Consider the following 15,860-nt stretch of genomic DNA (forward strand, 5'->3'; position numbering starts at 1 on the left):
CGGCTCAGGACGACTCGCTCTCCTCGCGCTGGACCACGAGCACCGGCCCCAGGAACCGCTCGGCGAGCTGGTCGGCCGGCATCCCGAACACGAAGGTCGTCAGCGACGGGTCGGACTCGCCCATGACGACGGCGTCGAAGTCCTCGGCGGTCGCGGCGATGGCCGCGAGCGGTTTCTCCGCGGTCTCGACGCGCGTCTCGATAGCGGACTCGGGGACGCCGAACGTCGTCAACCGGTCGACGACGCCGTCGAGGAACGTCTCGATATCGTCCATGCTCTCGTCGGCTTCGGCGACGTGGTACAGCGTCACGTCGACGTCCATGGCACCGAAGAGGCCTGCGACGACTTCCGCCAGTCGACCCACCCCGATAGTGCCACGGACGGCGACGAGCACGTCCGTGGGCGGGGCGGTAGCGTTGGGAACGAGGACGGCCAGACAGTCGTGTTCGTCGATTATCCTGTCGAGCGTCTTCTGCCCGTCGTGTGTAAACACCAGCCGCTGGTCGACGGTCGCGCCCGCGTCCTCGAACAGCGAGGCGAACTTCTCGAGTCGTCCGTTGGCGCGCTCCTCGAACTGCATTCGAGCCTGCCCTGTCGCTGTCTGGTCCGGAACGACGTGATACCCGAGCAGGACGACGTGGGCGTTGGCCAGGAGTTCGGGGACGCCTTCGGGAATCGATTCACCTTCGAGTACACGGACCGGGACGAGTACGGATGGTCTGTCAGTCATTGTCAGATTGCTCCTTGCAGCGTGACGTCGCTCGCGTAGTACCGGTACCAGAGATACGAGAGAATCATGACCCCGAGCCCGACGACGATAGAGGCCGGCTGCATGAACGCGACGAGGCCGAAGCTGGCAAGGGCCCCGATAGCTGGGACCACCGGGTAGCCCGGAATCCGATAGCTCGGGGTGTACCAGTCCGGGTTCCGTCGGCGCAACACCAGCAACGCGACACAGATGAGGCCGTACATGACCAGGTGCAGAAAGGAGGCGACCTCCGCGAGGAGCTCGACCTCGCCGGTCGCGACGAGGACGAGAATCGGGCCGCCGGCCGCGAGCAGGGCCACGTGTGGCGTGCCATAGCGGAGGTTCACCTCGCTCGCTTTCCGGGGGAGCAAGGCGTCACGGCTCAGCGCATAGACGGCCCGGGAGGCCGAAAGTATCGACGCGTTGGCGCTGGAAAAGGTCGCCAGCAGCCCGGCTAACAGTATCGCGACCGCACCGGGCAGTCCGAGGAACTCCCGCGCGACCTCGACCATGGCGGTCTCGCCGAAGGTGCCCAGCCGGTCCGCGCCGAACGCGCTCGTCGCGACGAAGATTGTCACGACGTAGAACACGGTGACGATGACGACGGACCCTATCATCGCGCGCGGGAGATTCCGGCTCGGCTCCTTTATCTCCCCGGCGACGGTGGCCACCTGTGCGAAGCCGAGATACGACGTAAAGACCAGCGCGGCGGTGGTCAACACCGGGAACGTTCCCTGGGAGAAGAACACTTCCGGCGCGCTTTGCCGGCCGAACACGCCGAACGCATCGAGGACGCCGTACGTGAGAAACACCGTCAGTACCACGAGCAGAATCCCGACGACGTAGTTCTGGAGTTTGGCGGTGTTCTCGGTTCCGCCGATGGAAAGCGCCGTCAGTACCACCCCGAACAGAAGTGCGATAACGACCACTGGGTCGGCGCCGAGTTCGATGCCGACCTCGGCCAGCACAGCGGTCGCGTAGTGGCCCAGGCCGATGAGATAGAACGCCGAGGCAAACACCAGCCCAAGCCACAGCCCCAGGCCTACAATCGCGCCAGCGGCGGTGCCCAGACCCCGCGAGATGAAGTAGTAGCCGCCCCCGCTCCGTGGCATCGCTGTCGCCAGTTCGGCGGTCGGGAGCGCGACGAGGAGCGCGATAACGCCCCCGATAGCGAACGACAGAGAGGCGGCCGGGCCGGCCGTGCTGGCCGCGAGACCGGGGAAGACGAAGATACCGGCCCCGATCATCGTCCCGATGCCGATAGCCAGCCCGCCGACGAGCCCGATGGTCCGCTCGAGTTCGGTCTCCTCGTCGTGAACGATGGCCTCGTCGGTGACAGTCTCGGGCTCCTCGACCGGCGTCTCACCGGCGACGTTCTCCCCGGACACCCCGGGACCAACAGGCTGGTCGGCCATAGATGTATGTTACCGCACATCTGGGATAAAACCGGTGTCCCGGGCGGGGACGACGCTCCTACTCGGCGGCCCTCCGACCGAGCAGCGGCGCCGCGACGCGTCGGACGGCGTGACTGACTTTCCGCCGGGTCCGGGACCGAGAGTCGTAGTCGATACTGTGGCTGTCGAACCACGCCTGCATGGACGCGGACCCGGCCTCTCGGTCGATACCGAGCTGTTTCGCGTGCTTGACCGGGTGGCGACGCCAGTTGTACTCCCAGTGGGCGTAGACGTCGAGACGGTCGTCGTCATGTCGGCTGAGGATAACGTGGAGCTGTCGGTCCGACAACGGCGCGCTACGATAGGTCCAGCTTCCGTTCGGGTCCGCCCCCACTGGCGGCTGGTGGTACCAGCTGACCGGGCCCCACGCGAAGCCGCCGGTAGACAGCGCCCGCTCGAACTCGTCCATCGGCACGTCGACCGTCCCGGCGTAGCCCGACCGGTGGAGCCGGAACTCCGGCCGGCCGACCCGCCGGGCCAGACGGGTCAGCGGCGGTCCTACGAGGTGTCGAACGCGATACGGAATATCGGGCCGGATATCCGCGATGGTCGGTCGCATGGGCTGACTACGAGTGCGAGCCCTACGAAAGTGGGGACCGGAATTACCGCTACCCCTTTGGATCGTCGCTGTCTGCGTTGACGCATGGCACGACCACACGTCGTCGGGGTCGTTGGCAGTCTCCGCGACGGGAGCTACACCCGCGTCGCCGTCGAACGCGCCCTGGATGCGGCCAGCGAGGCCGGCGCCACGACCGAACTGCTGGACCTCCGCGAGTACGACCTGCCCGTCTTCGACGCGGACGACCGCGAGGCGGGCGACGCGCCCGAACTCACACGCACCATCCACGAGGCCGACTCGATACTGCTCGGAACGCCAGTCTATCACGGCTCGTACTCCGCCCCGCTGAAGAACGCGCTCGACTACTGTAGCTTCGACGAGTTCGAGAACAAGACGGTGGGCCTGCTGGCCGTCGCCGGCGGCGGATTCCCCATCACCGCGCTGGAACACCTCCGCTCTGTCTGCCGGGCGCTGAACTGCTGGGTCATCCCCCACCAGGCCGCGGTGCCGCGAGCCCGAAACGCCGTCGAGAACGGGGCGATTACCGACGAGGGAATCGACGAGCGCGTCGCGCGCCTGGGCGAGGAGGCCGTACAGTACGCCAACATCGAGCCGGACCCGCCGTGTCTGGAGAGCACGGAAAATGTCGGAGCGGGTGATTAGCCGTGCGGACGCTATGTCCAAGCCGTAAGCATCCGGTTCGAAGGAGCAGATGATTAGCCCTGAGGGCCGTGTGCCCGAACTCGTGAGCATCTGCTCCGCAGGTGCAGCGACCGAAGGCGCCGACGATTAGCTGCTCACTGTGTGGTACCGGGCCCCCTCAGATAATGGAGCGGAACTCGCAATTGTCTTACTGACCGAGTCCGCAGACACACCCGTGACACAGTGGGTCGAGACCACCGGCACGGGGCGCGACCGCGGGCCAGTGGCCATCGTGCGCGCCTGGGCGGAAGTCCTCCGGCGACCGCGACGGTTCTTCCGGACCGGCATCGCCCCCGGTGACCAGGCGCCGGGCCTCATCTTCGCCTCGCTGGTCGTCCTCGTCGAGGAGCTGGGTCGCTTTCTCGTCGTCGAGCTCGCGTCACGTGGCCTCGTCTCTACGGGACCGTTCCCCTACCCCGCCATTGGCGACTTTCCACCGGGCGTGGCCGTACTTGCCCTCCTGGGTATCATCGTCTTCGTCGCGCCCATCACGGTCCACCTGACGGCGGCGATACAGACGCTCTTGCTCGTGCCCACCGCGCCCGACCGGGGCGGTATCAGCGAGACGGTCCAGGTCATGTGCTACGCGATGGCTCCCTGCATCGTCGCGGGACTTCCCGTCCCGGAACTGCGCGTCCTCGTCACGCTGTGGGGTGCGGCGCTGTACGTCGTCGGCACGGCCGTCGTCCACGAGCTCAGTCTGCCGAAAGCGGTCGCCGTTGGAGCCCTCCCCGCTGCGATCATCTTCGGCTACGGCTTCCGGGGCTTTGACGCACTGTCGGCGCTCGGGATACTGCCGGCTATAAGTTCGTAAAGATATTCGCACCCCTTGGGTGGCGAATTACTTCAGTTTGTTATAGCCGGCAGTATGAGTGCGAGCGGATTTTAGTACGGAGCCCGAAGGTGGGGTATGCTCACGCTCGACATCGACCAGTTTATGCTCGAACTCAAGGACGGCGCGTTCAAGAACGTCGGCCCGTCGAACAAACAGGCGACGGTCAAGATGTACGACGTGGAGGGAGTCGACGTTCGCGAGTACGGCGACAAGCGCGTGAAACTCGCCTTCGAGGACGAACAGGGAAGCGAGATAGAGGTCGCGCTGTTCCCGGAACAGGCCAGCGCCGTTGCAGACGGCCTGCAACTGCTCGAATCGGAGAGTGAGGTCTTCGAGTGAGGGCCCGGTACGCTCGGGTTTTCTCGCGCGGCGAATTCGACAACAGTTTTAGGCCCCACCTGCTTGCATCGGTCAATGGGTTCGTGTATCATTTGCGGCACATCCGTCGACGGACACATCTGTGACCTCCACGAGGAGGACGCGTTGTTCGAGTTCCGAGGGAATAGCGCCGACCAGCTGAACATTGGTCGATACTACCGCGGCAGCGTGGACGGCTTCGCCGAGTTCGGCGTCTTCGTCGACATCGGCGACAGCGTCACCGGCCTGCTCCACCGTAGCGAACTGGACCAGCGGCTCGACTCGCTGGACTGGGAGCCGGGCGACGAGGTGTACGTCCAGGTCAAGAACGTCCGCGACAACGGCAACGTGGACCTGGGCTGGTCCATCCGACAGGCCGAACGCGAGTTCCGCGGCGTGCTCGTGGACGACCCCGACGTGGGCCACTCCACGCTGCTGGAAGAGGACGAGTCGGGAAACGCTGACGGGGACGGGGCGTCTGCTCAGTCCCCCGACACGTCCGCAGACGCGTCGGACGACACTGCCGCCGAAGACGATGCGGTCGAGGCAGCGACTGACACCGACGCCGCCGAGACAGACGCAGAGCCCGCGGAACCGGAAGCGGGTGACGTGAGTCAGATGGGCGACGACAACCGGGTCTCCGAAGCTGGCGGCTCGTTCGGTTCGAACGGTGACGACGAGCAGTCCCCCGACGAGACGGCCGAGACGGACGCCCCGAGTGGTAGCGCGGCCGTCGTCGAGGCCGAGGAGGAACTGGAGACGGTTCCCGTCGGCGCCCTCGCGGACCACGTCGGCGAGGACGTCCGACTGGAGGGCGAGGTCGTCGGAATCCGCCAGACCTCCGGCCCGACCGTCTTCGAGCTACAGGACGAGACCGGCACCGTCGACTGTGCCGCGTTCGTCGAAGCAGGCGTGCGCGCTTACCCCGACGTCGAGGAGGGCGAGTTCGCCCGGCTTGATGGCGAAGTGCGCGAGCGACGGGGCGAGCTCCAGGTCGAGACCGAGGCGCTCACCGTCCTCGACGACGACGAGCGCGACGAAGTCGAACAGCGCCTCGCGGACGCGCTCGACGACGAGGCCCGGCCCGACGCCGTGGAGCCCCTGGCCGAGGACGACACCGTCGAGGCCCTCTCGGCGGACCTGGTCGAGGCGGCCACCGAGATTCGCAAAGCGGTGCTCACCGAGCGTCCGGTCATCGTCCGCCACACCAACACTGCCGATGGCTATCTCGCGGGGAGCGCGCTCGAACGCGCGACGCTCCCCTTAGTCACCGACCAGCACCGACGCGCCGACGCCCAGTACCACTACTTCGACCGCCGACCGCTGGAGGGCGGCGTCTACGACATGGACGACGCCACCAAGGACGCCTCCCAGATGCTCGACAACCGCGAGCGTCACGACGAGGCCCTTCCCCTGTTCGTCTTCGTCGCCGCCGGCGGCACCCGCGAGAGCCTCGACGGCTTCGACCTGCTGAACGTCTACGGCGCGCCGACCGTCGTCGTCGACGACATCGAGGTCGACGGCGCCGTCACCGACGCCGTCGACGCGGTCGTCTCGCCGAGCCTGGCAGACGCCCCGGACACCACCGCGACGACGCTCGCGGCCAACGTCGCGGCCCACGTCAACGAGGACGTGCGCGCAGACCTCCAGCACCTCCCCGCGGTGAGCTTCTGGGAGGACGCTCACGAGGCCTACGTCGACCTCGCGAGCGAGGCCGGCTACGACGCCGAAGCGCTCGCCCAGCTACGCGAGGCCGTCGCGCTGGAGGCCCATTACCAGTCCTACGAGGACAAGCGCGAGCTCATCACCGACCTCGTCTTCGGCGACGACGAGACCGACGTCGGCGGGCTGGCCGGTCACGTCGCCGAGCAGTTCCGCGAGAAGGTCGACGAGGAGGTCTCGACCGCCGTGGCCAATCTGGAGTACCACACGGTCGCAGAGGCGGACATCGCCGTGCTCGACACGGACGCCTACTCCCACCAGTACGAGTTCCCGCCGGAGACGCTCCTGCTGGACGAACTCCACCGCTCGGTTCGCGACGAGGTCGACGCCGTGGTCGGCGTCGACACTGACACGCTGTACGTCCGGACCGACGCCGACATCGACCTGCACGAACTGGTCGCCGACGTCGACGAGAGCGTGCCCGAAGGCGGTGTCACCACCCGAAGCGTCCGTGACGGCTCGGTCCGCTATCTGGCCGGCGAGCGCGACGCCGTGCTCGACGCGACGCTCGAGCGACTGGCCGACGACCTGTAACGACACAGGATTTTTCTTTCCGACCGCTGTCGACCCTACTGTCGGCTGTAAGTCGCAGAGATATTCGCCACCAGTGGGTGGCGAACTGTTTTAGTTTGTTACAGCCGGTAGTAGCAGATATGAGCGACGGCCCTGTCAATGCTGCCGAACTGGAGTGGACCGAACACGACCGCGGCGACCGCCAGTTCAAGCGCAAGAAACTCGCCGAGGCGGCCGGTGGCGAGAAGCTCGGCACGAGCCTCTACGAGGTGCCGGCCGGCAAGCGGCTGTGGGTGCGCCACTACCACGAGGGCAACGAGGAGTCGATCTATGTGCTCGACGGGGAGGGCACACTCTTTCTGGGTCCCGACGAGACCGAGCATCCGCTCGAAGCCGGTGATTACGTCGCCCTGCCGCCCGGCGAGGAGAGCTGTCACGACATCGAAGCCGGCGACGACGGGCTCCGCCTGCTGATGAGCGGGACGATGGAAGAACCCGACATCACTGTCTATCCCGACCGGGATATGGTCGGCCTCTACGCCGGGTCCCCGCCGGGTGGCGACAGCGAGGAGCGGTCGCTATCGACGTATCTCGACCGGCACGCCGAGCTGGACTACTGGGAGGACTGACTGCCCGAGACTTTCCCGACAGCCTTCTTCGCGCCGTAGTAGGCCCACTCGGCGGAGTAACAGAAGACGCACCCGCGGAACGTGGGGCGTGCGGTGTCGTCGGCGTCGGCGGTTTCAGTACTCATATACGCGTATCTGGGCCGCTCACGACTTCAATCCAGTGGGCGTGTGCGGGCTCGCCGCAGGCCCGAGCGACACGCTTATTCGGCCGTGACAACCAGTTCCGGTAAGCGATGAGCACGGAGACGACGGAGCCAGAGGAGACTGAGGCTTTCCAGCAGGTGTGTGCGGAGCTGGTAGAGCGCATCCTCGCCGGCGAAGTCGAGCGCGACGACGTCGAGAGCGCGAAGATAGACGTCTGCCGGGAGTACTCGGCCCCGAAGGTCCCGCAGAACTCCGAACTGCTCGACTACGCCCCGCAGGAGCACCGCGAAGTGCTGGAGGAGGTGCTCCAGCGCAAGCCGGTTCGGACGGCCTCGGGCGTCTCGCCAATAGCGATTATGACCTCCCCGCACCGGTGTCCACACGGGAAGTGTCTCTACTGTCCCGGCGGCCCAGACTCGGAGTTCTCCTCGGCCCAATCGTACACCGGCCACGAGCCCGCCGCGGCCCGCGGCGAGCAGAACGACTACGACCCCTACGGGCAGGTGACCCTGCGGCTCAATCAGCTCCGGGAAATCGGCCACCCCGTCGACAAGGCCGAGCTCATCATCATGGGTGGGACGATGACCGCCCGGAGCCACGACTACCAGGAGTGGTTCGTCAAGCGGGCCATCGAGGCGATGAACGACTTCGACCCCGAGGCCGACCCCCAGCCAGCGGAGGGCGTCAGCTTCGCGGAGAACCGGGACGACTACGAGTTCCGGTATCTGGAGGACGTCATCGCCGAAAACGAGGCCGCCGACGTGCGCAACGTCGCGACCACCTTCGAGACCAAGCCCGACTGGTGTGACCCAGAGCAGATAGACCGGATGCTCCGCCTGGGCGGGACGAAAGTCGAGGTGGGCGTCCAGACGACCTTCGAGCGCATCAACCGCGAGATGCATCGGGGCCACGGCGTCCAGGCGAGCATCGACGCCAACCGACGGCTCCGGGACTCGGCGTTCAAGGTCGGCTTCCACATGATGCCCGGGCAGCCGGGGATGTCCAAGGAGATGTGCCTGGAGGACTTCCGGCGCATCTTCTCGGAGTCGCGCTGGAAACCGGACTACCTCAAAATCTACCCGACGCTCGTGGTTCCGGGCACTGTCACCTACGACTGGTGGAAGAAAAACGACTTCGACCCCCTGAACAACGAGGAGGCCGCCGAGCTCGTCGCCGAAATCAAGGACATGATTCCCCGCTACACCCGTCTCCAGCGCGTCCAGCGGGACATTCCGGCGGATTTCATCGAGGGCGGCGTCTGGAAGTCCAACCTCCGCCAGCTAGCCTGGAAGGAGATGGAGAAACACGACTGGTCCTGTGACTGTATCCGCTGTCGCGAGGCTGGCCACTCCGAGGAGGTCGCCGAAGACGTCGAACTGAACGTCATGACCTACGAGGCCTGTGGCGGCACGGAGCATTTCATCTCCTTCGAGGACTTCGAGACCGACGTGCTCGTGGGCTTCTGTCGGCTTCGGTTCCCCAATGACCCGGTTCGTCGCGAACTGGAGGACGCCGCGCTCGTTCGGGAACTCCACGTTTACGGCAACTCCGTGGGTGTCGGGCAGTCCGCCGGCGACGGTGACCACCAGCACAAGGGGTACGGCAAGCGCCTGCTCTCGAAAGCCGAGGAACTGGCCCGCGACGCCGGCTTCTCGAAGATTGCGGTCATCTCCGGCATCGGCGTCCGTGAGTACTATCGGAACAAGCTCGAGTACAAACAGGACGGCCCGTACGTGAGCAAACAACTGTAGGGCGTTCGATGGGCCGTATCGTCAGGGAGACACGGATAGAGGCGCCCCGCGAGCGCGTCTTCGACCTCGCGCGTCACGTCGAGGCCCACGTCGCGACGATGCCCGAGGAGCGAGCCGAGGGTGCGACCGGACTGCTGGAACGGGGCGACCGCGTCACCTTCAGACAGCGCCAGTTCGGCGTGCCGTTCTCGCTGACTGCCGAGGTGACCGAGATGGACCGTCCAAGGCGGTTCGAGGACGAGCAGCTGTCGGGCGTCTTCGGCTCGCTGGTCCACACGCACACCTTCGAGCACGTCGAGGGTGAGACAGTGATGACAGACGACGTCCGGTTCACGATGCCGCTGGCTCCCCTGGGCCGACTCGGGGCGCCGGTCGCCCGATTGCGCCTGAAGGCGCTCGTCGACTATCACGCCGAGGCATTGCGAGAACTGGCCGAAAGCGACGGCTGGCGTCGGTTTCTCGACGAGTAAGTGGTGCGTGACAGACAGTTCCACTCACGATACAGTGCCGTTTTGCTCGCCCGTCCCCTCTAGAGAGTATGGTCCGAGAGCTTCGGCCGGGCGTCTGGTTGCTGGAACTGGGCCTGTTCCCGCCGCTGGCGTCGAACGCCTACCTCGTCGATGGGGGCGCGTTCGAGGCGGGGCCGGACAGCCTGACGCTCGTCGACACCGGCCTCTGGTGGAACGAACCCACCGTCCGCGAGGAGCTCGCTGCGGTGGGCTACGCCCCGGCCGACCTCGACCGCGTGCTGGTCACCCACTACGACCTCGACCACGTCGGCGGGCTCAACCGACTCGTCCCCGAGTTCGACGGCCCGGTCGCCGTGGGCCGTGCCGACCTCGACCTGCTGGAGCGACGCGCCCACCCCGAGTGGCTCCACCACAAGGGCCTCTTTCACCGGGTGAGCCGCCGGCTCTTCCCGCTGCCGGACCTCCGGCTCGAACCGCTGGACGACGGCGACACCGTCGGTGGGTTCACGGCCCACCACACGCCGGGGCACAACCCGGGCCACGTAGTGTATCACCACGAGGGCGCGTCGGCGGCCTTTCTGGGCGACCTCGTCTGGGCGGGCGACGACAGCGGCCTGACGACGCCGTTCTGGGGGGATTCCTACGACATGGCCCAGTTGCGCGAGAGCGTCGCGGCGCTTTCCGCGCGGATTCCGGGCTTCGAGGTCGCAGCCATGGGTCACGGCGACCCGCTGGTGACCGGTGGCCACGACGCCTTGCGAGCGCTGGCCGGTCGGCTGTGACACTGGCCGACGGCTCCGGGTTATTTACTCGCGCCGCCCCACTGTTGGGACATGACATCCAAGCTTGCCATCGTCGGTGCGGGTGGGGCGGGTGCGGCCGCGGCCTACGCGCTGCGGGACGCTCCGGTCGAGGTGACAGTCTTCGAGAAGAGCCGCGGCGTCTGTGGCCGCGCCGCCACCCGACGGAACGACGACTGTACCTACGAGTACGGCGCGAACTACCTCAAGGCCGACGACGAGCGCGTCACCGAACTGGTGACCGAGACCCTTCCGACCGACGGGCTCGTCGACGTCGCGGCGCCGATTTACGCCTTCGAACGCGACGGCGATATCGGTGAGGGACGGGACAGCGACGGCCACAAGTGGACCTACGAGTCCGGCATCACACAGCTGGCAAAGCGGCTGTTCGCCGAGAGCGAGGCGACCGTCCACAACGGCGTCAGAGTCGAGACGCTCGACCGCGAGGCCGACGGGTGGCGCGTCCACGACGCCGACGAGACCGACCACGGCCACTACGACGCCCTCTTGCTCACGCCGCCGGCGCCACAGACCGCCGACCTGCTGGGCGAGGCTGACTGGGACCACGACGACTGCCGCGACCTCCGCCAGACCGTCGCTTCGGTCCCGTACCGGACTGTCATCTCCGGGATGCTCCACTACCCCTTCGAACTCGACGTGCCGTGGTACGCCGCCGTCAACACCGACAAGACCCACGACATCGGCTGGGTCGCCCGCGAGGAGTGCAAGGCTGGCCACGTCCCCGACGGCGAGTCGCTCCTGCTGGTCCAGATGAACGAGGGCTGGTCGGTCGCGAACTACGACGCCCACCCCGACCGACTGGTCGAGGAGATTGCCCAGCGGACCGCCCACTTGCTGGACGACGACCGGCTGACCGAGCCCGACTGGACCGACCACCAGCACTGGCGATACGCTCAGCCCGAAGACGGTGTGGACCGCGGGACGCTCGCCCCCGCGGCCGACCACGACCTCTACTTCGCCGGCGACTGGGTGGCCGATGAGCCGCGCCTCCACGCCGCCGTCCGCAATGGACTGGAGGTCGGCGAGACGCTCGCCGAAGAACTCTGAGACGACCGCTCGCGCGTGTCACACAGATGATTCACAACCGAGAGTCACTCCCCGAGACACCGCAACACGCGACAGCGCTGGCCTGCCTCGAAGCCGGTATCGAGGCCGCCCATCCCGAGCGGGTCGTCAGCGCCGCCCTCGAGTTCGACGGCACGACCCTCGAAATCGGGTCGGAGAGCCACGACCTCTCGTCGTACGAGTCGGTCCTGGTCGTCGGTGGCGGGAACGCGGCCGCCCACGTCGCTGCGGTGCTCGAAGACATCCTCGGCGACGTGCTGGACGGCGGTGTCGTCGTCACCGACGACCCCCGGCCGACGACCGTGGTCGACGTCCGCCCGGCGGCCCATCCGGTGCCGAGTCGGCGGGGCGTCGAATCGACGGGCGAACTGCTCGCGCGGGCGGCGTCGGTCGGCCCGGACACGCTCGTCCTGGCCGTCGTCACCGGCGGCGGCAGCGCGTGCATGGTGGCGCCCGCGAGCGGTATCAGCCTCGCCGACCTGCAGGCCACGACGAACGCGCTGCTTGCGAGCGGGGCGTCCATCCACGAGGTCAACGCCGTCAGGAAACACCTCTCGGAGATCAAGGGCGGTCAGCTCGCCCGCACGCTCGCACCGGCGCAGGTCTCCGCGCTCGTCCTCAGCGACGTCGTCGGTGACGACCTCGACGTCATCGCCAGCGGGCCGCTCGTGGCCGACCCCACGACCTACGCGGCCGCCCTCGACGTGCTCGACTCCTACGACCTCACAGTCCCGGAGCCCGTTCGGGAACGACTGGAAGCGGGCGCCGCAGGGGCCATCGAGGAGACACCCGGTCCCGACGACCCGGCGTTCGAACGGGTCACCACGCATCTCGTGGGCACCAACATGACCGCGCTGGCGGCCGCCCGCGAGGAAGCGAGCGAGCGGGGGTACGAGACCCTCGTCCTCTCCTCGCGGATACGGGGCGAGGCCAGGGACGCCGCTCTGGCCCACGTCGCCGTCGCCGAGGAGATTGCCGCGACTGGGAACCCTGTCACGCCGCCGGCGGTCGTCCTCTCGGGCGGCGAGACGACCGTCACCGTCAGCGGTGAGGGGCGTGGTGGCCCAAACCAGGAGTTCGCCCTCGCCGCAGCACTGGCGCTGCCGTCAGCGGCGGTTCTCGGCGAGGGGCTGGACGGCCCCCGCAAACGGTGCTCGCCGCGGTCGACACGGACGGAATCGACGGCAACACCGACGCCGCTGGCGCGCTCGTCGACGGCGACCTCATGACCGACCCCGGGGCCGCCAGCCGGGCGCTCGACGACAACGATGCGAACGCCTATCTGGACAAACACGGTGCACTCATCGAAACCGGCCCCACGGGGACGAACGTCAACGACCTCCGTGTCATCGTCGTCGGGTCGCCCGACTGAGATAGCGTGTCGTCGCTCGCTTCGCAGCGAGGGACTCAGTCGTCCTGGTCTGGCTCGGCGAGTAAGTCCTGCTCGTAGGCCGCGACCGCCTCGACGACGGCGTCAGCGTCGTCGTCGGCCACGTCGAACTCGTCGAGACTCCGGTACAGGAGCTCGACGGCCCGCTGGATGTGTGCCGGGGTGAACGGGACGTCGATGTGGGCCTCGCGAATCGGCTCCGCGTCGTACGTCTCCGGGCCGCCGGCGGCCTCACAGAGGAAGTCGGTCTGTGTCCGCCGGAGCTTTGCCAGGTCCGACCCCTCGAAGAACGGGCCGATGTCGTCGTCGGCAACCAGTCTGTCGTAGAAGTCGTCGACGACGGCGCGGATGCCGTCGTGGCCCCCGAGCCGCTCGTACAGCGTCTCCTGTGCCATGTGAGGATTAACAGCGCAAGCGGACTAAACGATTCTGAAGTGGACCTGTGCTGTCCCGATAGGCATTAGGGCGGGCGCCGACAGCCACCGATATGGACCACAAGCGGGAGCTGACGAGCGTCGACCTCGCCGCCCTGGAGACGGAACTGGGCGAGTACACCGGCGCCAAGCTCGACAAGGCCTATCTCTACGCCGAGGACGACCTCGTGCGGCTCAAGCTGCGGGACTTCGACCGGGGTCGCGTCGAGTTCATCATAGAACTCGGCGACGTGAAGGGCGCGTACGTCGCCGACGCCGACCACGTCCCCGACGCGCCCGGGCGGCCGCCCGACTTCGCGATGATGCTGCGGAACCGGCTGTCGGGGGCCGACCTCGTCCGGGTCGAACAGTTCGAGTTCGACCGCATCCTCGAACTGGAGTTCGACCGGGAGGACGGGTCGACGACGGTCGTGGCGGAGCTGTTCGGCGACGGGAACCTCGCCGTTCTCGACGGGCACGGCGAGGTCATCGACTCGCTGGAGACCGTGCGACTGAAATCCAGAACCGTGGCGCCGGGGACCCCCTACGAGTTCCCCTCCGCCCGGTTCAATCCCCTCACGGTCGACTACGACGGGTTCGTCGCCCGCATCCGCGACTCGGACGCCGACCTCGTCCGGACGCTTGCGACCCAGCTCAACTTCGGCGGCCTCTACGGCGAGGAGCTGTGTACGCGGGCCGGTATCGACTACCACGAAGCGGTCGAAGACCTCACCGACGACCAGCTGGAACGCCTCTACGAGGTGGTCTCGGAGTTTGCGTCCGTACTCCGTGACGGGCCGCTTGACCCGCGGGTCTACTACGAGGAGTTAGACGAGACCGACGACGACGGTGAGCCAGAACGGCGCCGCGTCGACGCCACCCCGGTGGCCCTGGAGGAGTACGAGCACCGCTACAGCGAGCCCTTCGAGACGTTCAACGGCGCGCTCGACGACTACTTCTATAACTTCCAGCGCGAGGAGGAAGTCGAGGGCGGCGAGACGACCAAGCCGGATTTCGAGGGCGAGATATCGAAGTACGAACACATCATCCGCCAGCAGCAGGAGGCCATCGAGGACTTCGAGGCCGACGCACAGGCCGAACGCGAGAAGGCGGAACTCCTCTATGCCCGCTACGACCTCGTCGACGAGGTGCTCTCGACGGTCCAGAACGCCCGCGCCGAGGACGTCCCGTGGGACGACATCCAGGCGAAGTTCGCGGAAGGCGCCGAGCGGGGCATCCCGGCCGCAGCGGCCGTCGTCGGCGTCGACGGTAGCGAGGGGACGGTGACACTGGACATAGACGGGACGCAGGTCACGGTCGACGCGGACACCGGCGTCGAGAAGAACGCCGACGAACTGTACAAGCAGGCAAAGCGCATCGAGGGCAAGAAGGAGGGCGCGCTGGCGGCCATCGAGGACACCCGCGAGGACCTCGAAGCGGTCAAAGAGCGTCGCGACCAGTGGGAGGCCGACGACAGCGGCCCCGACCAGTCCGACGACGAGGCCGATGACGGCGAGCACGAACCGACCGACTGGCTCGCCGAACCGTCGATTCCCGTCCGGAAGAACGAGCAGTGGTACGAGCAGTTCCGCTGGTTCCACACCTCGGACGGCTATCTGGTCATCGGCGGCCGCGACGCCGACGACAACGAACAGATAGTCCAGAAGTACCTCGAACGCGGTGACAAGTTCTTCCACGCGCAGGCCCACGGCGGCCCGGTCACCGTCCTCAAAGCGACCGGCCCGAGCGAGTCCGCAAAGGAGGTCGACTTCCCCCAGTCCTCGCTGGAGGAGGCCGCGCAGTTCGCCGTCTCGTATAGCTCGGTCTGGAAGGACGGGAAGTTCGCCGGCGACGTCTACATGGTCGACCCGGACCAGGTCTCGAAGACGCCCGAGAGCGGGGAGTACCTGGAGAAGGGCGGCTTCGCGGTGCGTGGCGACCGGACGTACTTCGAGGACACGCCGGTGGGCGTCGCCGTCGGCATCCAGTGTGAGAACCGCACACAGGTCGTCGGCGGCCCGCCGGCAGCCATCGAGGACGATGTCGCCACGAGCATCGAAGTCGAGCCCGGTCAGTACGCCCAGAACGACATCGCGAAACGACTCTACCGGGAGTTCAAGTCGCGATTCACGGACGAGTCGTTCGTCCGCAAGGTCGCCAGCCCCGACCTGATTCAGGAGTTCCTGCCGCCGGGCGGGAGCCGGATGGTCGAGAAGTAGCACGGCTCACGCAGGCTTATATACTTGTCGGGCGTAGTATATGTAGGTACAAGACGACGAGCCGCGCG

15 protein-coding genes and 1 pseudogene are annotated in these 15,860 nt (G+C 67.1%); 11 read left to right on the forward strand and 5 right to left on the reverse strand.

The genetic code is table 11. The annotated features are described in order from the left end of the window. Nucleotides 1-4: 4 nt before the first annotated feature. Genes P1K32_RS14870 through P1K32_RS14880 form a run of 3 tightly spaced genes read right to left on the reverse strand, consistent with a single transcriptional unit; the run spans nt 5 to nt 2,761 of the window. A complete protein-coding gene (locus P1K32_RS14870) occupies nt 5-730 on the reverse strand; it encodes a universal stress protein (RefSeq protein WP_276250477.1) in 726 nt (241 codons plus the stop codon). A gap of 2 nt (nt 731-732) precedes the next feature. Further along, nucleotides 733-2,163 carry an APC family permease gene (locus P1K32_RS14875; RefSeq protein ID WP_276250478.1) on the reverse strand — a complete coding sequence of 477 codons (1,431 nt, stop codon included), beginning with the start codon at nt 2,161-2,163 and terminating at the stop codon, nt 733-735. A 58-nt stretch (nt 2,164-2,221) separates the two neighbouring features. Beyond that, on the reverse strand, nt 2,222-2,761 hold the full coding sequence (locus P1K32_RS14880) for a hypothetical protein (protein ID WP_276250479.1): 540 nt from the start codon (nt 2,759-2,761) through the stop codon (nt 2,222-2,224). Between the two features lie 84 nt (nt 2,762-2,845). On the opposite strand from P1K32_RS14880, the gene P1K32_RS14885 reads away from it, so the two are divergent. From P1K32_RS14885 to P1K32_RS14905, 5 genes are all read left to right on the forward strand, one after another. After that, nucleotides 2,846-3,424, forward strand: coding sequence for an NADPH-dependent FMN reductase (locus P1K32_RS14885; RefSeq protein WP_276250480.1), 579 nt, complete (start codon nt 2,846-2,848; stop codon nt 3,422-3,424). 214 nt (nt 3,425-3,638) lie between these two features. After that, nucleotides 3,639-4,277, forward strand: a complete 639-nt coding sequence (locus P1K32_RS14890) for a YIP1 family protein (RefSeq protein WP_276250481.1) — start codon at nt 3,639-3,641, stop codon at nt 4,275-4,277. 96 nt (nt 4,278-4,373) lie between these two features. After that, entirely contained in the window at nt 4,374-4,637 is a 264-nt protein-coding gene (locus P1K32_RS14895; RefSeq protein ID WP_276250482.1) for a hypothetical protein, read from the forward strand. A 75-nt stretch (nt 4,638-4,712) separates the two neighbouring features. Further along, entirely contained in the window at nt 4,713-6,911 is a 2,199-nt protein-coding gene (locus P1K32_RS14900; protein WP_276250483.1) for a DHH family phosphoesterase, read from the forward strand. A gap of 119 nt (nt 6,912-7,030) precedes the next feature. Further along, nucleotides 7,031-7,519 carry a cupin domain-containing protein gene (locus tag P1K32_RS14905; protein ID WP_276250484.1) on the forward strand — a complete coding sequence of 163 codons (489 nt, stop codon included), beginning with the start codon at nt 7,031-7,033 and terminating at the stop codon, nt 7,517-7,519. Here the strand turns inward: P1K32_RS14905 and P1K32_RS14910 are convergent. Then, entirely contained in the window at nt 7,504-7,644 is a 141-nt protein-coding gene (locus tag P1K32_RS14910; protein ID WP_276250485.1) for a hypothetical protein, read from the reverse strand. The two genes, P1K32_RS14905 and P1K32_RS14910, sit on opposite strands and share 16 nt — an antisense overlap. Before the next feature lie 108 nt (nt 7,645-7,752). On the opposite strand from P1K32_RS14910, the gene P1K32_RS14915 reads away from it, so the two are divergent. The 5 genes and pseudogenes from P1K32_RS14915 (at nt 7,753) to P1K32_RS14935 (ending at nt 13,142) form a co-directional block, all read left to right on the forward strand. After that, nucleotides 7,753-9,414 carry a tRNA uridine(34) 5-carboxymethylaminomethyl modification radical SAM/GNAT enzyme Elp3 gene (locus P1K32_RS14915; protein ID WP_276250486.1) on the forward strand — a complete coding sequence of 554 codons (1,662 nt, stop codon included), beginning with the start codon at nt 7,753-7,755 and terminating at the stop codon, nt 9,412-9,414. An 8-nt stretch (nt 9,415-9,422) separates the two neighbouring features. Beyond that, a complete protein-coding gene (locus P1K32_RS14920; protein WP_276250487.1) occupies nt 9,423-9,884 on the forward strand; it encodes an SRPBCC family protein in 462 nt (153 codons plus the stop codon). A gap of 68 nt (nt 9,885-9,952) precedes the next feature. Then, entirely contained in the window at nt 9,953-10,666 is a 714-nt protein-coding gene (locus P1K32_RS14925; protein WP_276250488.1) for an MBL fold metallo-hydrolase, read from the forward strand. A gap of 51 nt (nt 10,667-10,717) precedes the next feature. After that, nucleotides 10,718-11,752 (forward strand): NAD(P)/FAD-dependent oxidoreductase, encoded by a 1,035-nt coding sequence (locus P1K32_RS14930; RefSeq protein WP_276250489.1) that lies wholly within the window; start codon nt 10,718-10,720, stop codon nt 11,750-11,752. 26 nt (nt 11,753-11,778) lie between these two features. Then, nucleotides 11,779-13,142: pseudogene (locus tag P1K32_RS14935) on the forward strand (glycerate kinase type-2 family protein). A 35-nt stretch (nt 13,143-13,177) separates the two neighbouring features. Here P1K32_RS14935 and P1K32_RS14940 read toward each other — a convergent pair. After that, on the reverse strand, nt 13,178-13,555 hold the full coding sequence (locus tag P1K32_RS14940; RefSeq protein ID WP_276250490.1) for a truncated hemoglobin: 378 nt from the start codon (nt 13,553-13,555) through the stop codon (nt 13,178-13,180). A 92-nt stretch (nt 13,556-13,647) separates the two neighbouring features. Here P1K32_RS14940 and rqcH point away from each other — a divergent pair, with 92 nt between their 5' ends. Further along, nucleotides 13,648-15,792 (forward strand): ribosome rescue protein RqcH, encoded by a 2,145-nt coding sequence (rqcH, locus tag P1K32_RS14945; protein ID WP_276250491.1) that lies wholly within the window; start codon nt 13,648-13,650, stop codon nt 15,790-15,792. The last annotated feature ends 68 nt before the right edge of the window (nt 15,793-15,860 follow it).

It is taken from the genome of Haloarcula rara (assembly GCF_029338235.1).
GTDB lineage: Archaea > Halobacteriota > Halobacteria > Halobacteriales > Haloarculaceae > Haloarcula > Haloarcula rara.